This is a genomic window from Bradyrhizobium sp. UFLA05-109 (assembly GCF_054185165.1).
The window spans coordinates 27,826-45,775 of record NZ_JBBIAR010000074.1 but is presented as its reverse complement, the minus strand read 5'-3'; the positions used below and the strand labels follow the sequence as shown (position 1 = coordinate 45,775).

At 65.8% G+C, this 17,950-nt stretch carries 13 protein-coding genes; 2 read left to right on the top strand and 11 right to left on the bottom strand.

What is annotated here, in order from left to right:
* From addA to ubiE, 10 genes are all read right to left on the bottom strand, one after another.
* The coding region (gene addA / locus Q3C01_RS37035) for a double-strand break repair helicase AddA (protein WP_458150229.1) at positions 1-2,334 on the bottom strand (2,334 nt) is incomplete at its 3' end.
* Positions 2,328-5,474: a double-strand break repair protein AddB gene (addB, locus tag Q3C01_RS37030; RefSeq protein ID WP_458150228.1), complete on the bottom strand. Its 3,147-nt coding sequence runs from the start codon at positions 5,472-5,474 to the stop codon at positions 2,328-2,330. The genes addA and addB, both read right to left, overlap by 7 nt.
* 169 nt (positions 5,475-5,643) lie before the next feature.
* Positions 5,644-6,366, bottom strand: a complete 723-nt coding sequence (locus Q3C01_RS37025; protein WP_458150227.1) for a nucleotidyltransferase family protein — start codon at positions 6,364-6,366, stop codon at positions 5,644-5,646.
* A 113-nt stretch (positions 6,367-6,479) separates the two neighbouring features.
* On the bottom strand, positions 6,480-6,731 hold the full coding sequence (locus Q3C01_RS37020; RefSeq protein ID WP_458150226.1) for a PilZ domain-containing protein: 252 nt from the start codon (positions 6,729-6,731) through the stop codon (positions 6,480-6,482).
* A gap of 143 nt (positions 6,732-6,874) precedes the next feature.
* Positions 6,875-8,398 (bottom strand): tRNA (adenosine(37)-N6)-threonylcarbamoyltransferase complex ATPase subunit type 1 TsaE, encoded by a 1,524-nt coding sequence (gene tsaE / locus Q3C01_RS37015; protein WP_458150225.1) that lies wholly within the window; start codon positions 8,396-8,398, stop codon positions 6,875-6,877.
* A complete protein-coding gene (locus Q3C01_RS37010) occupies positions 8,395-10,899 on the bottom strand; it encodes a PAS domain-containing sensor histidine kinase (RefSeq protein ID WP_458150224.1) in 2,505 nt (834 codons plus the stop codon). The genes tsaE and Q3C01_RS37010 overlap by 4 nt, the downstream gene beginning before the upstream one ends.
* Before the next feature lie 192 nt (positions 10,900-11,091).
* Positions 11,092-11,550: a dUTP diphosphatase gene (gene dut, locus Q3C01_RS37005; protein ID WP_458150223.1), complete on the bottom strand. Its 459-nt coding sequence runs from the start codon at positions 11,548-11,550 to the stop codon at positions 11,092-11,094.
* Positions 11,547-12,998 carry a bifunctional phosphopantothenoylcysteine decarboxylase/phosphopantothenate--cysteine ligase CoaBC gene (gene coaBC, locus Q3C01_RS37000; protein WP_458150222.1) on the bottom strand — a complete coding sequence of 484 codons (1,452 nt, stop codon included), beginning with the start codon at positions 12,996-12,998 and terminating at the stop codon, positions 11,547-11,549. Before coaBC ends, dut begins: the two co-directional genes overlap by 4 nt.
* Positions 12,999-13,054: 56 nt before the next feature.
* Entirely contained in the window at positions 13,055-14,629 is a 1,575-nt protein-coding gene (ubiB, locus tag Q3C01_RS36995) for a 2-polyprenylphenol 6-hydroxylase (protein WP_458150221.1), read from the bottom strand.
* Complete coding sequence (gene ubiE, locus Q3C01_RS36990; protein ID WP_458150220.1) at positions 14,626-15,387, bottom strand: bifunctional demethylmenaquinone methyltransferase/2-methoxy-6-polyprenyl-1,4-benzoquinol methylase UbiE; 762 nt, start codon at positions 15,385-15,387, stop codon at positions 14,626-14,628. The genes ubiB and ubiE overlap by 4 nt, the downstream gene beginning before the upstream one ends.
* A gap of 81 nt (positions 15,388-15,468) precedes the next feature.
* On the opposite strand from ubiE, the gene mutM reads away from it, so the two are divergent.
* Positions 15,469-16,374 carry a bifunctional DNA-formamidopyrimidine glycosylase/DNA-(apurinic or apyrimidinic site) lyase gene (gene mutM, locus Q3C01_RS36985; protein WP_458150219.1) on the top strand — a complete coding sequence of 302 codons (906 nt, stop codon included), beginning with the start codon at positions 15,469-15,471 and terminating at the stop codon, positions 16,372-16,374.
* Positions 16,375-16,380: 6 nt separating this feature from the next.
* Entirely contained in the window at positions 16,381-16,947 is a 567-nt protein-coding gene (locus Q3C01_RS36980) for a GNAT family N-acetyltransferase (RefSeq protein WP_458150218.1), read from the top strand.
* Between the two features lie 118 nt (positions 16,948-17,065).
* Here the strand turns inward: Q3C01_RS36980 and Q3C01_RS36975 are convergent, their stop codons facing one another.
* Positions 17,066-17,809, bottom strand: a complete 744-nt coding sequence (locus tag Q3C01_RS36975; RefSeq protein WP_458150217.1) for a nucleotide-binding protein — start codon at positions 17,807-17,809, stop codon at positions 17,066-17,068.
* Between the last annotated feature and the right edge of the window lie 141 nt (positions 17,810-17,950).

The window sequence follows — 17,950 nt, the reverse complement described above, 5'->3', positions numbered from 1 at the left end:
GCGCTTCACCTCGGTGTCGGCCGAGCGCAGCCAGGCCATGAAACCTTGCAGGGAGGCCGGCGCCTTGCGCTCGTAGTTCAGCGCGAGCTCCAAAAATTCGTCCAGCGCGTCGTTGGCCTCATGGCCGAGCCGGCGCAGGATGCGTGCGCGGCCCTCGTCTCCCCCCAGCAGCCAGGCATAGAAGGCGAACGGCGTCTCGTTGCGCGCGCGGGCCTCGCAGGCTTCCAGCCGGCGATGCGCGGTTGCGAATTTCTCGCTTGTTCGCGCGTGCTCAGCCAGCGCCCGGCGCAATGGGCCTTTGCGATCCCAGGCGAGTGCGAAGAGATCGTCGTCATCGAGGCCGAACAGCGGGCTCTTCAGCGCCACCGCGAGCGCAAGGTCATCCTGCGGCAGGAGCAGCGCATCGGCGAGGTTCATCAAATCGATGATCGCGATGTGCTCGGTGAGCTTTAGCCGGTCGGCGCCGGCGACGGGGATGCCGGCATGCTTCAACGCCTGGATCACCGCGTCGAACGCGTTGCCGCGCCGCCGCACCAGGATCAGCATGTCGCCATAGCGTAACGGGCGCCGCTCGCCGGCGTGTCCCGTCAGCGTGCCGCTCTCCACCAGACGCTTGATCTCGGCCTGGATGCGGCGGGCGAGCTTGACCTCGGGGCTGGTGACGGAGACGCCGTCGAACGGCGCGCGCCAGCCTTCGATGTCCTGCCTGTCGTCGGCTTCCGCAAGATCCCAGAGCTCGATCAGGCTCGGGCCGGCATCGCTGAGCGCATTGTGCAGGGGATGGCCGATCTCGATCGCGTGGATGCTCTTGTAGATCTCGGGCTCGCGAAACACGTGGTCGACCGACTGCAGGATCGTCGCGCCCGAGCGGAACGAATAGGTGAACGCGACGGGATCGAATTTCAGGCCGGCAGCGGTGAATTTGCGATGCAGCTCGCGCCGGCGTGCGTCGAATTCGTGCGGCGCAGCACCCTGGAAGGAGAAGATCGATTGCTTCTCGTCGCCGACGGCGAAGATGGTGCGGTTCAGTCCCTCGCGCGCGCCTTCTCCGGCCGTGAACTCGGAGATGATGTGCGCGACGATGTCCCATTGCCGCGGGCTCGTGTCCTGCGCCTCGTCGATCAGCACGTGATCGACGCCGCGGTCGAGCTTGTAGTGCACCCAGCCCGAGCTGACGCGGTTCAGCATCGTCAGCGTTTTGTCGATGAGATCGTCGTAGTCGAGCAGGCCGCGCTCCTGCTTCTCGCGGCGATAGTTCGCCGCCGCGGCGGTCGCGATATGCAGCAGAGCCTCGGTGCGATCGCGCACGCTGACCGCGCGGCGCTTCTCGATCAGTCCGCCGAGCCGCTGCGCCTCGGCCTCGAACAGGCGCGCGACGGACGGATTGTGATCCCCGAACTTCTTGGTCAGCACGGCCTTGCGCGGCAGTTTCTCGTCGGTGAGGAAGACGCTGAGATAGGCATCGACCTGCGCGCTGCCGGAAAACACTTTTGCGGCGCGTAAGCGCTCTGCCTGGTCGTTGTCGGACTTGCTGCCGTCCTCGAGCGCAAGGGCGATGTCATCCCAGCGCGATCGCGGCAGGAACGGACCATCGAGAATTTCCATCTCGATATCCTCCATGCGGTCAGCGATATCGACGCCCAGCACCGCCGCCATCTCCGCAGCAGCTGCCTCGGCGCTGCCGGCTGTATCCGTCCAGGCCATGAAATGATCGCGGCTGAGGCAAGCTTCACGCACGACCTCCTTGAAGGTGACATCGGCGGCGTTCGCCATCGCCGTGAGCAAGGCGCGGCCGGTGACGCTATCGGGATCGCGCGAGGCCTCGAGCAGCACCTTGAGATTGGCACGCTCCATCATATCGGTCTGGTCGCGCTCGTCGATCACGGCGAAGCGTGCCGGTACGTTGGCCTCGAACGGGAACTGCTGGAGCAAGCGCGTGCACAGCGCGTGGATAGTCTGCACTTTCAGGCCGCCCGGCGTCTCCAGCGCGCAGGCGAACAGTTTTCGCGCTTCGCGGCGCAGCTTTGTGCTGGGATAGGGGATACCGGCCGCACGTATTGCATCGTCGAGCGCGGCGTCATCCAGCGTCACCCAATGGCCGAGCGTGGTGAACACCCGCTCGGCCATGTTGGCAGCCGCCGCCTTGGTGAAGGTGATGCAGAGAATCTTTTCCGGCGGCACGCCCGACAGCAAGAGGCGGATCACGCGCTGCACCAGCACATGGGTTTTGCCCGAGCCGGCATTGGCCGACACGAAGGCCGATGCGTTCGGGTCGGACGCACGCGCCTGCGTCGCGCGCACGGCATCGGGGATGGGACGGGGCGCCTTCACCATTCCTCCACCCCCAAGCCGCCGGCAGCGGACCATTCCTTGATGCGTGCGAGATCATCATAGCTGCCGTAGCGGTTGGTCCACATCGGCAGGTTCAGCGAGGTGTAGGCCTGGTTCTCATCCTCGAAGGCGCGGATCAGTGCTTCCAGCTTGTTTCGTGCTTCCGCGGCTGCGGTGTCCGGCGGCTGCGGTGTGTCACTCGGCCTGATCTTGAGCTCGAGAATGCGCTCTTCGCCCGGCGGATTGTTGCCGCTCAGGCGAACGTAAACGAGCTGGCTGACGGATGAGCCGGCGTCGATGTCGGGAAAACCGCCCTCGCGCAGGATCGCTGCTTCCAGCGTGAGCTGCGGCGACAATCCCATGCGCACCTGCTTGCCGGTCGGCGGCTGGCCGGTCTTGTAGTCGAGGATCGCGTAACCGCCCCCCTGGCGTTGCTCGATGCGATCGGCGCGCGCGGAGAGATAAAACGTGCGCCCATTGTCGAGCGGGATTGATATCTCGCCGCGAGTCTCGGCGGCGATCGCCTCGATCGCGCCGCGCCGCGCCTGCTCCCATTCGCCAAACCAGCGGGCGATGCGCTGGAAACGCGGCCACCACAGCGCTCGCGCCTCTGGCCGCTCCATCAGCGGCGCAAAGTGCTTTTCGCCGATCGCGCGCAGGACACGCACTGGATCTTGCGGCAAGCGGGCGGCATAGGCTTCTGTGAACTCGCCCAGCGCATCATGGATCGCAGAGCCGCGATCGGCGGCCGAGAGCGGCATGTCGACGGGATCGAGCGCATCGAGCCGCAGGATGTATTTTGCGTAGATCGTGTAGGGATCGCGCAGCCAGTCCTCGATCGCGGTGACCGACAACTTCAGCGGCCGCGTTGCGCGCGGTGGCCGCGGCTCGGGCTGCTTGATCGGCCTGACCTCGTCGGGCCGGTCCAGCGCGTCAGCGAATTGCACGTATTTTTCGCCGGCTCGTTTTGCCGCCTTCCAGGGGTCGGCAGCCGCAACTGCTTCCAGCCGATGCAGGAAGCGCGAGGCCACCGCCGGCGCTCCGCCGGCCTTGGCGGAATGGGTGAGGATCACCTCGTCGGCGCCGAGCAGCTGAACGAAGTCATGCGCGGAGAGGCCGATGCGGCGCTCCGGCAGGTCGAGGCCGAGCTCATGCCGCATCGGGCGGCTCAGCCAGGGATCGATGCGCGGCGAGGGCGGCCACACGCCTTCGATAAGCCCGCCGACGATGATGCGGTCGGCCTGCATCAGGCGCGATTCCAGGGGACCATAGATCTGGAGCCGTGCGCCGGGCTTGTCCGGCCGCCGCACCGCGCGGTCGCCGAATGCGGTGTGGAACACGTCAACATAATCCGGCAGCGGAACGACCAGCCCGCTCGTTGTCCCGCCGCGCAGGAGGTCATCGAAGGCGGCGGCAAGCGCCAGTCCCTCGCGGTCCTCGAAGGCAAGCGCAACGCCCTGCTCGTCGCGCGACAGCGCGATCAGGATCTCGCGATGGCGATGCGCGAGCTCGGCGAAATCGCAAGGTTTTGACGGTGCCAGGCTCTCGATCGGCGCCAGCGCCGTTTGCAACGCCGCGATCAGCGCCTGGATACGATCGAGGTCTTCGGCCTGCAGCCGCGCGCGGGGCTCGCCTCGATGCAGCGCCGAGACCTCGCTGCGCCAGAGTTTTGCAAGCTCATCGCGGAAACGGGTGAACTCGCGCGAGAGCCCCGCCGTGCCGGGCGGCGGGCGCGTGCCGCGCAACACCGCGAGCTCCAGGCCCTCGATCGCGGCCGTCCACGCGCCGGGCACAGCGCCGAGCCGGCACAGCGGATGCTTCAGGAGCGCGAGCAAGGTCGGTGGTTCCAGGCCCTTGGTCGCAACTTCCGCCGCAAGGCGTGCAAACGTGCCGGCGGAGGTCTCCATCAGCACGTCGCCGCCGGAGTCGTCGAAGGCGAGATCCCAGCGCGCGAGCGCCGCCATCACCCGCCGGGCAAGCGCGCGATCTGGTGTCACCAGAGCTGCGGATTTGCCGAGATGTCGCGCCTCCCGCATCGCAATCGCGATCGCGAGTGCTTCCATCTCGGGATTGGGCGCCTCGACGACGGCAAGCCCTTTCATGCCGGCGGCGATCTTGCCGGCGACATCGCTCTGCTTCAGCCGGTCGTGCCATTTCTCGGTCGCGCTTGACGGCCGCATCGATTCGGAGGCCAGGAGATCGCGTCCACCTTCCGACGGTGGTTGGAGGATGTCGACGTCGCTGCGCTTGATACCAAAACGTTGCAGCAGCGCGTGCATCGAATATTGCGGATGGTTCGAGGCGGGATGTTCCGCGAACTTGCCCAGCGCATCGCGCACGCCGCCGATTGTCCGCCACGCGTCCTCGTCGAGATCGGTGTCGAGCCCCGGCAGCACCACGGCGCCATGCGGGAGCGAGGCAACCGCGTGCAGGAATTTCGCGGTGGCCGGCATCGAACCGGTCGAGCCCGCTGCGATCACGGGCCCTGCGGGATGCGCTGTCAGCCGCTTTGCTTCCGCGGCGATCAGTTGATCGCGCCGTGCCGCGGGTTCGATGCGGTTGATCTCGGCGAGATGGCTCGGCCAGGCCTCGCGCGCGATGCGCAGGAACTGAAGCGAGTGTTGCCAGTATTGATCGAGCTGGTCGGGAATGAGCCCGTCGAGCGCGCTCCAGTCGACGCCGCGCGTGACCATGTCGTCGATGAGGCGCGCAAGATCCGAGGCGAGCGCCAGCGTCGAGGCGGGGCCGCCGACCACCAGCGGCGCCAACACCTCGCCTTTGGCCCAGGCCGCGACCAGGCGCGCCAGCGTCAACCTGCGCTCGAGCTCGCCCAATCGTGGTGGAATCTCCAGCGGGGTCGTGCCGGAAAACTGCTCGGCCTCGTCGGCAAAGGCGAGCTCGTCCTCGTCGATATCGCCGAGGGCGACGATGCGCGGCAGCACAACCGCGTCGGCCTTCATCTCCTCCAGGAAGATCTCGCGCACCACGCGCATCGCGCGCCGCGTTGGCAGATAGAGCGTCGCGTCCGCCAGCCGTGCCGGTTCCTTGCGCGCCTCAAAGCCATCGACCAGCCGGCCGTCGAGCAGCGCGGCAACGACGGTGCGCAGGAAGGGAACCGAGACTGGAACGGTGAAAACGCGCATGTGCTGCCTGATTCGCCGACGCAGGATGCATCATGGTCCGCTGTTAGCAGCACTTCGTAGGGTGGGCAAAGGCGCGCTTGCACCGTGCCCACCACTTCTGAGTCCGATCGTTTGATAGAAGAGGGGGGCACGCTGCGCTTTGCCCACCCTACGAAGTCGACCGTGGGCCTTAGGCCACGCTCTCCAGAAACGCCTCTTCGGCGGCGTGCACGGCATCAGGAGTGCCGACATGCATCCACAGGCCGTCGAGGCGGAGGCCGAACAGCCGCTCCTGTTCGCCGGCGCGGTCGAAGATTTTTGTCAGCGAGAACTCGCCCTGCGGGGCGCCGGCGAAGATCGTCGGCGAGATGATCGCCGCGCCCGCATAGACGAACGGCACCACCTGGTTCTCGCGGCGGGCCCGCAGGGTGCCATCCGGCAGCATCGAGTAATCGCCGCGGCCGCTATATCCGATGCTGCTCGCAGTCGGCGCCATCAACAACAGGATGTCCATCCGCGCCGGATCGAAATTCTCCGCAAGCCGCTCGAGGTTGGAGCGCACGCCGTCGATCCACAGCGTGTCGGAATTGACGTGGAAGAACGGGGCATCGCCCAGCAACGGCAGCGCCTTGACCACGCCGCCGCCGGTGCCGAGCACCTGGTCGCGCTCATCCGAGATGGTCACGTGCGGCCGCTTGCGGCTCGCGACGTGGTCGATGATCTGGTCCGGCAAATAGTGCACGTTGATCACGGCTTCAGCGACGCCGGCCTGGCCGAGCTTGTCGAGCACATGGTCGAGCAGCGGCTGGCCCGCCACGCTGACCAGAGGTTTCGGCATCTTCTCCGTCAGGGGGCGCATGCGCAGGCCGAGGCCGGCTGCGAGCACCATGGCTTTGGTCGGTTTGACGGGCATGCCTGACCTTCTCGAAAACCTCAGTTTCGCGGCCCCAGCAACCCTAGCACGCGGATGAGCCGACCGAACCGCCATAATCACCTGGGATGACGTTTGTACGACGGGTGTTGCAATCAAGCTCCCACGGATGTGGACCGCGTCTTTTTCTTTTTGTCGCCCTGTTTGAGGAAGTTGACGCCGATCTGATCGCCATTGACCCAGGCCAGCTCGCAGCGCCGGTAGGCCAATCCGGTGGACGACAGCAGCAGAAAAAATTCCTTGAGATGCAGGCCCTCGACCGAGCCCTCGATGGTGAGCTTGGCGCCGGTTTCGGAGACGTCCTCCATGGTGCAATCGCGCCGCCAGGTCCCGTCGATCCCCATCATGTGGGCAGGTATCCCGCGCTAGAAGACGACGCGATCGCCTTTGCGTCGTTCGGTGCTCGCTGCCATGCGTCCTCGCTTCCTGCTCGTATCTTTGCGGCCTCCAGCGGGCGAGATTACGGCTGCGATGGCTAACGGCCGGTAAATTAGCCTTTCGGCGGCGGAACGTTGGCGAGGTACCAGTCGCGCATATGGGCCAGTGACGGATGGGCCAGCGAGCGCTGAAGATAGGTCCAGATCCGCGGCTGGTGGCGCAGATAATGCGGCTTGCCGTCGCGGCGATTGAGACGCGCAAAGGTGCCGAGCAGGCGCGTGTTCCGCTGCGCCGACATGATGGCGTAGAGCTCGGCGAAGCCCGCCGGATCGAAGCCGGCATCGCCGGCGCGGCGCGCCTTGATGTAGCGCGACAGCAGCGTCAGCTCGAGGCTCTCGGGCACGTCGATGCGGGCGTCCTGGAGCAGCGACACGACGTCGTAGGATCTCGGCCCGAGCACGGTGTCCTGGAAGTCGATCACGCCGAGACGCGCGATGCCTGTGCGGTCGGCAAGCCAGATCAGATTGGGCGAGTGATAGTCGCGCAGCACCCAGGTCTTCGGCGCCGCCAATGGCTTTGCGAGCAGCTCGCGCCACATCGTGAAGAATTCCGCGCGCCCCTCCTCGCTCAGCGGGGCATCGCGATCGGGGAGGTACCATTCCGGCATCAGCCCGATCTCGATCAGGAGTGCCTCGGTGTCGAAGAGGGGAATGACGTAGTCGTCATGACCGGACAGCGGCAATACCTCCGGCAGCGCCCTGCCGTGCAGTGCCGCCAGTGCGTCGGTTGCGACCTCGTAGCGTGCGGCAATGGGGCGCGGCGGGTCGCCTTCGATGACGCCCTCGCTGCCAAAGTCCTCCGTGATCAGGAAGCCATGGTCGAGATCGGAATGGTGGATGAAAGGCGCGGAGATGCCTTGCTCGCGCAGGCCTTCGTCGATCGCGACGAAGGGCTTGACGTCCTCGGCCAGGTGCACGGCGGCGCTGTAGGACTTGCCGTTGTAGATCGCAGCGCCCTCCGGGCGTTTGGGGAAGTTCATCAGGATAACGATGCCGTCGTCGCGGAGCAGCCGCGCATAGGAGCGGGTCGAGGCGTCGCCATTCATGCGCCGCCGCGTTGACTCCATGAAGCCCGACCTGTCGAGGAATTCGCGCAGCGCCTTCAGCCGTGCGACCGTCGCTGCGGCCTTGCCGTAGCCCGTGATATCGGCCGCGCGCGCGGTCGACCCAAGCGCCGGCCGATGCGTGAGCGCGATGTCGATGCGATCCGGAGGCAAGGCGGACGGCGCGCGCTCGGGCCATTCGACGAGGACGAGCGTTGCTTCCGGCAGCGGCGACAGCCCGATCTCCTCGAGCTCGCCTTCGTCCTCGACGCGATAGAGATCGGCATGCAGCACCGGATGCGCCGGCAGCTCATAGCCCTGCACCAGCGTGAAGGTCGGGCTCGGCACTTCCAGCGTCTCGTCGTCCGCGAGATAGCGGATCATCGCGCGTGCGGCCGCGGTCTTGCCGGCACCGAGATCGCCGGAGAGCGTGATGACGTCGCCGGGTCTGACCAGCAGCGCGACGTCGGCCATCAGTTGTGCGGTGGCCGTCTCGTTGAAAAGCGCGACGGAGAATGTCGTCGATGCGGTCATTCGGCGGCGTCGCGATGCGCCGCCTGGTCGGTCGGGAAATCGCAGGTCACGGTCGTGCCCTTGCCGACGATCGAATCCACCCGCACCTTGCCGCCATGCAGCTCGACGAAGGAGCGCACCAGCGACAGGCCGAGCCCGGCGCCGCGATGGCGCGAGCCCTGCGAGCGGCTTTCGAACCAGTTGAACACCTTGTCCTTCATGTCGGCAGGTATTCCAGGCCCGGAATCTGTCACGGTGAAGACCACGCTGCGCTCGGTGCGGCGCGCGCTGATGCCGACGATCGAATCCTGCGGCGAGAAGCCGACCGCGTTGGCGAGCAGGTTATAGAGTACCTGCACCACGCGCTTCTCGTCGCCGACGAAGCCGCCGACGTTTGGAGCGATCTCGACCTTGAGGCGGATGCGGTCGGTGGCGAGCCGGTCCTGGATACCTTCTGCGGCAAGCTCGATCGTCTTGGAGACGTCGACCGGGCCGAGCTCGAGCTTCATCGCGCCGGCGTCGATGGTCGCAAGATCGAGGATGTTGTTGGTCAGTGCCAGCAGCGCGTTGGTCGATTTGGTGACGTAGTCGAGATATTCGGCCTGCTTCGCCGTCAGCGGACCGGTCGAGGGATCGCTGAGGAAATGCGCGAAGCCGATGATGGTGGTGAGCGGCGCGCGCAGCTCGTAGGAGACATGGTGGACGAAATCCACCTTCATCTGGTCGGCGGCTTCCAGTGCCTCGTTGCGCTCGCGCAGCGCGCGCTCGACATTCTCGGTGTCGGTGATGTCCTGGAAGGTCAGCATGGTGGCGCCGTCGGGCAGCGGCCGGATCATGCCGTTCACGACGCTGCCATCCTTGCGCTCCAGCTTGAGCGGCACATCGACGCGATTTTCAATCGAGGTGATGGCCTCGCGGATCTGCCGCCAGACGTTCGCCTCATCGAACAGCGGCTGACACCAGCCCTCCACGGCCTGGATGTGCGGCTGCTCGCGCAACGCCTCGTTGGACAGCTTCCACATCCGCGCGAAGGCCGGGTTCGACAACTGGACCTTGCCGTTGCTGCCGAACACCGCGACGCCTTCGGCGAGACTGTCCAGCGTCTCGCGCTGCACGCGGATCAGGCCGTCGAAGCGCCGGGCAAGGTCGAGGCTCTCGGTGACGTCGTCGAACAGATAGGTGACGCCGCCTTCGGGGCTGGGCGTGGTAACCACCGAGAGTGCGCGACCGTCGGGCAGGAACCAGGTGTCATGGGCGGTCTCGACCGCGCGATAGGCCTCGTGCAGCTTGGCCTTCCAGGCGCGGAAATCCGGCTGCTCCGGCAGTTTTCGCGCAGCGCGGAGCTGGTCTAGCACGCTGGAATCATCGGGATTGGCATCGAGGAAGGTACGGTCGAGATCCCAGAGCCGGCGATAGGAGTCGTTGTAGAAGGCAAGCCGCCGCTGTCCGTCGAACACGGCAACGCCGGAGGAGAGCTGGTCGAGGGTGCGGCGATGCGCCTCCGCCATCCGCACCAGCGCCGAGCTCAGCGCATCCGCCTCGCTGGCGTCGATCGCGACGCCGACGCTGCCATCGCCGACATTGACGGCGCGCACGTCATAGATTCGGCGTTCACCGCCGATCACGATCGGCAGGCGCGAGGTGAAGTTGGCCGCGTCCCTCAGCCCACGCTCCATGTCGGTGCGGTCGGCGCTGTCCAGGAGCTCGAGCTTGCGCTCCTGGGCGTCGATGACGTTCAAAGCTTCAGTCGCGCGCACATAAGCGGGGTTGGCATAGGCGAGCGCGCCGTTCGCGCTCTTAGCCCAGATCGGCCAGGGGCTGGCGGCGGCAAAGCCGCGCAGCATCTCGGTCTCGTCGAGCAGCGCCTTGTGGCGCAGATTGGTTTCGGCGAGCTCGCGTCTGAGCCCCGAGAGTTCGCGAATCCTGACGATGGCCTGGCCGCCGATGGCGCGGCCGATGGCTTCGAGCGTGCGGCCGCTCGCTGTGGTCAGGTTGAGCTGGAACCCGTCGCCATGCTCGCGCAGCGCATCGACGGCGTGATCCATCTGCAGCGCCGGCTCCGGCGGCAGCCAGGTGCCGAAGGCCAGCACGCGCTGCGGCGAGGAATCGCGGGGCAGCACCATGGAGATGTCGCCGGAGATCTGAGCGCGATTATCGCCTGCGGGCCAGGAGATCAGGATCTGCGGCTCGGCGAAGAGCAGCGCACCGAAGCGATCGGCCTGCAGTTGCAGTTCCCCGATCCGTGTCTGCAACCGCTCCTCATTCTTCGCAGTGCGGACGCGGGTCCGCATCAACAGGATCGCGGCGACCACCGAGAAGCCCAGCAACGCGAGCGCGGTCGCCAGCACCGCGACTTCCTGCCGGTTGAAGTCCAGCAGTGTGGAAAGTGTGTCGATGAGCTCGGCGGCATTCGCCGGCGCAGCCGGAAGCAACGCCGCGAGAGCGCCGCCGATCAGGCCGTTGCGCGCCAAAGACGTGCACGACAGCAGCGTCCGACGCATCGACACGATCACGCCTGACATAATTGCCCCAAGACCGCACGAATCTTCGCCCGGCGTTTTCCCCCGCCGCGCGCGAATCAAAGGACAATATCCCCTTCGTGACTCGACCGGTAAGAGTCCAGATCGTGAACGCAAAGGTGGCCCCAAAAAAATGCGGGCCACACCACGGCAACCGCGTAGTTTGCGGTCAATTTGATCCGAATTCGCGGAAGGTTAGCGTCCGGTCGACCCGAAGCCGCCGCCGCCGCGATCCGTCGCCGACAGCGTGGCGACGGGAACCAGGGTGGCCTGAACCACCGGTGCGATCACCATCTGCGCGATGCGCTCGCCGCGCTTGATCACGAACGGCGTATTGCCGTGATTGATCAGGATGACTTTGATCTCGCCGCGATAGTCCGCATCGATCGTTCCGGGCGAGTTCAGCACGGTGACGCCGTGCTTGGCGGCGAGCCCCGAACGTGGCCGCACCTGCGCCTCGTACCCGGCCGGCAATGCGATCGCGAGGCCCGTCGGCACCAGCGCGTGTTTGCCCGGTTCGAGCGTCAGGGATTCGCTCTCGGGAACGGCGGCCATCAGGTCGAGACCGGCGGCCTCGGCCGTCTGGTAGGCCGGCAGTGGTATGCCTTCGGCATGGGCCAGTCGTTGCAGTTCGACGGTGACCTTCGTGCTCAAGATGCGGGCTCCAGGGATTTGCCGGCCACGCTCTTTACGACATGCGCGATCAGCTCGGTGGCGACCTGTTCCTTGGTCATCACCGGCCAGGAATCAACCGCAATCTCGCCGTCCTCCCCATCGCTTTTGCGGCTGAGCAGATGCACGGTGTTGCGGTCGCCGCCCATCACGCCGGTTGCCGGCGAGACGTCGTTGGCGACGATCCAGTCGCAGCCCTTGCGCGCGAGCTTGGCCTTGGCGTTGTCGATGAGGTGCTCGGTCTCGGCGGCAAAGCCGATCACCAGCGGCGGGCGCTTTTCCGTTAGCTTCGAGATCGTGGCGAGGATGTCGGGGTTTTCGACGAGCTGAAGCGGCGGCATGCCGGCCGACGTCTTCTTCAGCTTCTGCTCGCCCTCATTGGCGACGCGCCAGTCGGCAACCGCGGCGGCGAAGATGGCGATGTCGACCGGAAGCGAGGCCTGCACTTGCTCCAGCATCTGCCGGGCCGATTCCACGTGCTTGACGTTGACGCCGTCGGGATCGTCGAGGTCGACCGGGCCGCTCACCAGGATCACCTCTGCGCCGGCGGCCTGCGCAGCGGCGGCAATGGCAAAGCCCTGCTTGCCGGAGGAACGGTTGGCAATGTAGCGCACCGGATCGATCGGCTCATGCGTTGGACCGGCGGTGATCAGCACGCGCTTGCCCGTGAGCGGTCGCGGCACGGGCGGCCGCAGCAATCGCTCGGCGGCACCCGCGATCTCGATCGCCTCGGACATCCGCCCGACGCCAGCTTCGCCTGCTTCCGCCATCTCGCCGGCATTGGGGCCGATCATCACCGCGCCGTCGCGCCGGAGCTGCGCCACGTTGCGCCGCGTCGCGGCGTTGTTCCACATTAGCGGGTTCATCGCCGGCGCCAGCAGGATTTTTCGGTTGGTGGCGAGCAGGATGGCGCTGGCGAGATCGTCGGCATGACCGCATGCCATCTTGGCCATCAGATCGGCGGTCGCCGGCGCCACCACGATCAGGTCGCAGTCGCGTGCCAGGCGAATGTGGCCGGCATCGAACTCGCTCTGGGGATCGAACAGGTCGGTATAGACGCGCTCATGGGACAGCGCGCTCGCCGCCAGCGGCGTGACGAATTCTTGCGCGGCCTTGGTCAGCACGCAGCGGACCTCGACGCGCCGTTCCTTGAGCCGGCGGATCAGGTCGAGCGACTTGTAGGCTGCGATCCCGCCGCCGATGATCAGGGTGACGCTGGCCTCGGGCAGAGCGTTGGTGCGCGGGGATGTGGGGGCGGCGGACGCCGCCGGCGGCACCGCGAACGGCGTCAGCGGTTCCTCGCGGCCCTCGATCAGCTCCCGCAGGATGACCCGGACTTCTTCCTCGACCGACCTGCGGTTCTTGGCGGAGCGCAGGCGCAAATAGGTTTTGACGCCTTCGTCGAGCTTGCGGATGGTCAGGCTGGCCATGAGGCGGGCCTCCAATGAGGTGATAGCGATGCTATCACATCATGAATGCATTGCAATCAGTTCCCTCGGATGGCGAGCAGGATTCCAACCAGGGAAAAGGCAATGACCCAAAGGCCAATTGTCTGCCACCGGGCCTTGCGGCCCTCCGCACGGGCCATTTCCTCGATCGTGTCCGACGACAGCATGTGGCCTTCGCGGGTCATGGTTTCCAGCTGCTCGAGCACCGTCACGGCGCGGCTGGCGATAGCCGGCAGTCCCGCCAGTATCCGGCCGAGCTCGCCGGCACCGGACATCGCGCCCTGGATGCGGCCGACCGGGCCGAGATTGTGCGCGATCCACTCGCGCACTACCGGGTCGGCAGTCTTCCAGATGTCGAGCTTGGGATCGAAGCCGCGCGCCACGCCCTCGACCACCACCATGGTCTTCTGGAGCAGGATCAGTTCGGGTCTGGTCTGCATGTCGAAGAGGCCGGTGACCTCGAGCAGCAGCGTGAGCAGCCGCGCCATCGAGATCTCCTCGGCGGTGCGGTTGTGGATCGGCTCGCCGATGGCGCGGATTGCCTGCGCAAAATTCTCGACTGAATGGTGCGAGGGCACATAGCCCGCCTCGAAATGCACCTCCGCCACGCGGCGATAGTCGCGGGTGATGAAGCCGAGCAGGATTTCCGCAAGGAAGCGCCGCTCCTTCAGGCCGAGCCGGCCCATGATGCCGAAATCGACCGCGACGAGATGTCCCGCATCGTCCAGGAACATATTTCCCGGATGCATGTCGGCATGGAAAAAGCCGTCGCGCAGCGCATGGCGCAGAAAGCTCTGGATGATCTTGCGGCCGAGGTCGGGCAGGTCGACATGGGCCTCCTGCAGGCGCGCGTGATCGTTCAGCGCGATACCGTCGATCCACTCCATCGTCAGTACGTTGTGTGTCGTGCGATCCCAATCGACCGTGGGTACGCGGAAATCCGGATCGTCCCGTGTGTTCTCCGCCATCTCCGACAGCGCGGCCGCTTCCAGCCGCAGGTCCATCTCCATGGCGACGGAGCGCGACATCGTGTTGATGACCTCGACGAGGCGCAGGCGGCGCGCTTCGGCCGAATAGGTCTCGGCCTTGTGCGCGACGAAGAAGAAGTCGGAGAGGTCGCGCCGGAAACGTGCGGCGACGTTGGGTCGCAGCACCTTGATCGCGACCGCCTTGCGCACGCCGTCGCGTACCACCTCGCCGCGATGCACCTGCGCGATCGAGGCTGCCGCAACGGGCGGGCCGAAGCTCGCGAACACCTCCGTCAGAGGACGCTCCAGCGAGGTTGCGATCTGGGTTTCCGCTTCGGCTTGCGAAAACGCGGGCAGGCGATCCTGGAGGCTTTCGAGGTCGCGCGCCATGACGACGCCGACAACGTCCGGGCGTGTTGCCAGGAACTGGCCGAGCTTGAGATAGGCCGGGCCCATCCGGGTCAGTGCGCGGGACAGCCGCGGTCCATGCTTTGGGCCTCGCCGTTCGACGAGCCGCGCAAGCTTCAAGGCGAGCTGTCCGGGTGGCGGCACCAGGCTCGGATCGACGGCGCCGAACACGCCCTCGCGCGCGAACACGATCGCGGCGCGGGCAAGACGCGCAATGTGGGTAATTGCAGAGATCACAAACGCCAGCCTGAATGCAATGCGACGATGCCGCCGGACAGGGTCTGCCAGCTCACGCGGGAGAAGCCGGCATCGCGGATCATGTCGGCGAAGGCGTTCGGCTTGGGGAATTTGCGGATGGACTCGACGAGATACTGATACGATTCGGCATCGCCCGTCACCATGCGGCCAAGCGGCGGAATCACCTTGAACGAGAACAGGTCGTAGAGACGATCGAGCCCGGGCATCTCGACCGTTGAGAATTCCACGCACAGGAAGCGGCTGCCCGGCTTCAGCACCCGATAGGCCTCACCAAGTGCGAGATCGATTCGCGGCACGTTGCGGATTCCGAAGGCGATCGTATATGCATCGAAGCTGCGATCGGCAAAGGCGAGCGCCTCGGCATTGCCCTCGACGAAGTCGACCTGGGTGTCGAGATGCTGCTTCTCGGCACGCTCGCGCCCAACGGCAAGCATGTTGGCGTTGATGTCGCAGACCGTGGCATGAAAGCCGGGGCCGGCCGCCTTGGCGGCGCGGAACGAGATATCGCCGGTGCCGCCGGCAACGTCGAGCAGCGCGAATGGCCGGTCACTCCGCGGCGGGTCGAGCGCGTTGATCATGATCTCCTTCCAGATCCGGTGCAGGCCACCGGACATCAGGTCGTTCATCAGGTCATAGCGCGAGGCAACGCTGTGAAACACATCGTTCACCAGTGTCTGCTTGTCGCTCAGGGGGACATCCCTGAAGCCAAAATGCGTGGTTTCGGCCGGCCGATCCATTACTCTACTCCACGAGGCGGACCATAGCGCGGCCGCCGCAATGGCGCTATCACACCGCCCTCATAAGGTGAATGCCCGACCATGCCTGAATTGCCCGAAGTCGAGACCGTCCGCCGCGGCCTCCAGCCCGTCATGGAAGGCGCAAAAATCGTCAAGGCGGAGGCCCGCAGGGCCGATCTGCGGTTTCCCTTTCAGCCGGATTTCGTGGCGCGGCTGCAGGGCCAGGTGGTCACCGGGCTCGGCAGGCGCGCAAAATATCTCATGGCCGATCTCGCCTCCGGTGACGTGCTGTTGATGCATCTCGGCATGTCCGGCTCATTCCGCGTGATCAAGCCGGATGATGCAGCGGCCCCGGGAGAATTTCACTATCCCAAGGGCAAGGACTCCACGCACGACCATGTGCTGTTTCGCATGTCCTCCGGCGCCGACATCGTGTTCAACGATCCGCGCCGCTTCGGTTACATGAAAGTGATCGCGCGCAATGCGCTGGAGGACGAGCCGCTGTTGCGCGGGCTCGGCCCCGAGCCGCTCGGCAACGAATTCGACGCGGCGATGCTGGCGCGGTCCTGCGCCGGCAAGAAGACCAGCCTGAAGGCCGCGCTGCTCGACCAGCGCGTGGTGGCAGGGCTTGGCAACATCTATGTCTGCGAGGCGCTGCATCGCTCGCATCTGTCGCCGCGCCGGATCGCCGCGACGCTCGCCACGCGGGCCGGACAACGCAAGGGCGTTGCCGGGGGCGAGGCGACCGATCACGCCACTCGGCTGGTCGGAGCGATCCACGCAGTGCTCGATGACGCGATCAAGGCAGGAGGCTCGAGCTTGCGCGATCATCGCCAGACCTCTGGCGAGCTCGGCTACTTCCAGCATTCCTTCAAGGTCTATGATCGCGAAGGCGAGGCGTGCAAGACGCCGGGCTGTGGCGGCATCGTGAAGCGCTTCACCCAGAACGGACGATCGACGTTCTGGTGCCCGAAATGTCAGAAGTAGCCAGCGATGCAGACGCCCTTGCTTGAAACCGAACGCCTGATTTTGCGTCCCCTGGCATTGGCTGACGCGCCTGCGATCCAGCGCCATTTCAACAACTGGAACATCATCCGGCATCTCGCCATGGTCGTCCCCTGGCCGTATCCGGCGGATGGCGCTGAAACCTTCATCCGCCAGCAGCTCGAAAAGATCTCAGCGGGTGAAGAGATCCATCATTGGGTGCTGGTGCTGCGGGGCGGTGACGGCGAGGCGATCGGAAACATTCATTTCCGCCCTCGAGCCGACGGCGCCAAGGGCAATCGTGGCTTCTGGCTGGCCGAACCTTATTGGCGGCGCGGATTGATGACGGAGGCGATCACGGCGGTGAACGACTACGCATTTCTCACGCTTGGCCTCGACCACTTCTACGTCTGCAACGCCGCGTCGAACGAGGCCTCACGCCGGGTCAAGCAGAAGACCGGCGCGGAGTTCGTCGGCTTCATCGAGCTCGCCCATCACGGCGGACAGTCGAAGTCCGAAAGGTGGATCGTGCGGCGCGAAGCCTGGTTGCTGGAGAGGCCAGCCCTAGCCACGTGACGTTTGCAAAGAGCGAAGCGAAGCAATCCGGCCGGGCTGGTGGCCGGATTGCTTCGTCGCCTGGGCTTCCCTTTACCGGTAGAGGCAAGCCCGGCTGTCGTCTGAGCGATCGCCCTACTCAGGACGCCAGCGTGGCCCTCTCGTTCGACGGGATCTCGGCGGCGGCGTGCACCATGCCGTTTGCGGCCGAGATAACCTGATCGATCAAGAGATTGGTCGTTGTCGCGAGATTGAGCCGGGTCTCGATCCACTGCCAGAGGCCGCGGATTTCGTCCGCCGACTTGCTGCCGGGCGCGAATTCGCTGACCGCGAGGCCGGCGGCAAGCGAGTCCTGGTGATCGTTGCGCATCACGATCAGCGGGCGTGCGAGCACATCGGCGAGGTCGAGCGCGGCTTCCTCGCCGAGCGTATTGGCCGCATTGTCGATGCGCTGGCCACGGATCGGCGTCTGGTTCAGCACGAAGCCAAAGGGACGCTTCCAGGCGCGGGCCACGCCGAGCGTCGAGGCGGTGGCTTCGATGTCAGCGACCGTGGGCCGGGATGGGATCAGGCACAGATCGGAATGGCGGATGGCTGCGGTGGTCGCGGCGCTGAGGCCGGCCGCGGTGTCGACGATCGCGAGCTGCAGGCCGCTCTCCGCCAGCATCTTCAGGCGTGGCTCGATGTTGGAGGCCTGGTAGATCGGTTCGACCACAGGCTCAGCCGTGGTGCGGCGGCGCCGCCAGTTCGACAGCGTTCCCTGCGGGTCGGTCTCGATCAGGCGAACGCTGAATCCGGCCTGCCTTGCGGCCAGTGCGAGGCCGATGGCAAGAGTGCTCTTGCCACTGCCACCCTTTTGGGTGGCCAGTACGATGGTATGCATGGATGATGTATCCTTTGGAATGCCTGAGTCCTGGGTAACGCCACGCGAACGTGCATCGACGGATGCTGAGCTCTTCTCGCTCAGGACGTGCCCGGCCCGATCCAAAGGGGATCGCGGATGTCCGAATCAACGGTACGATGA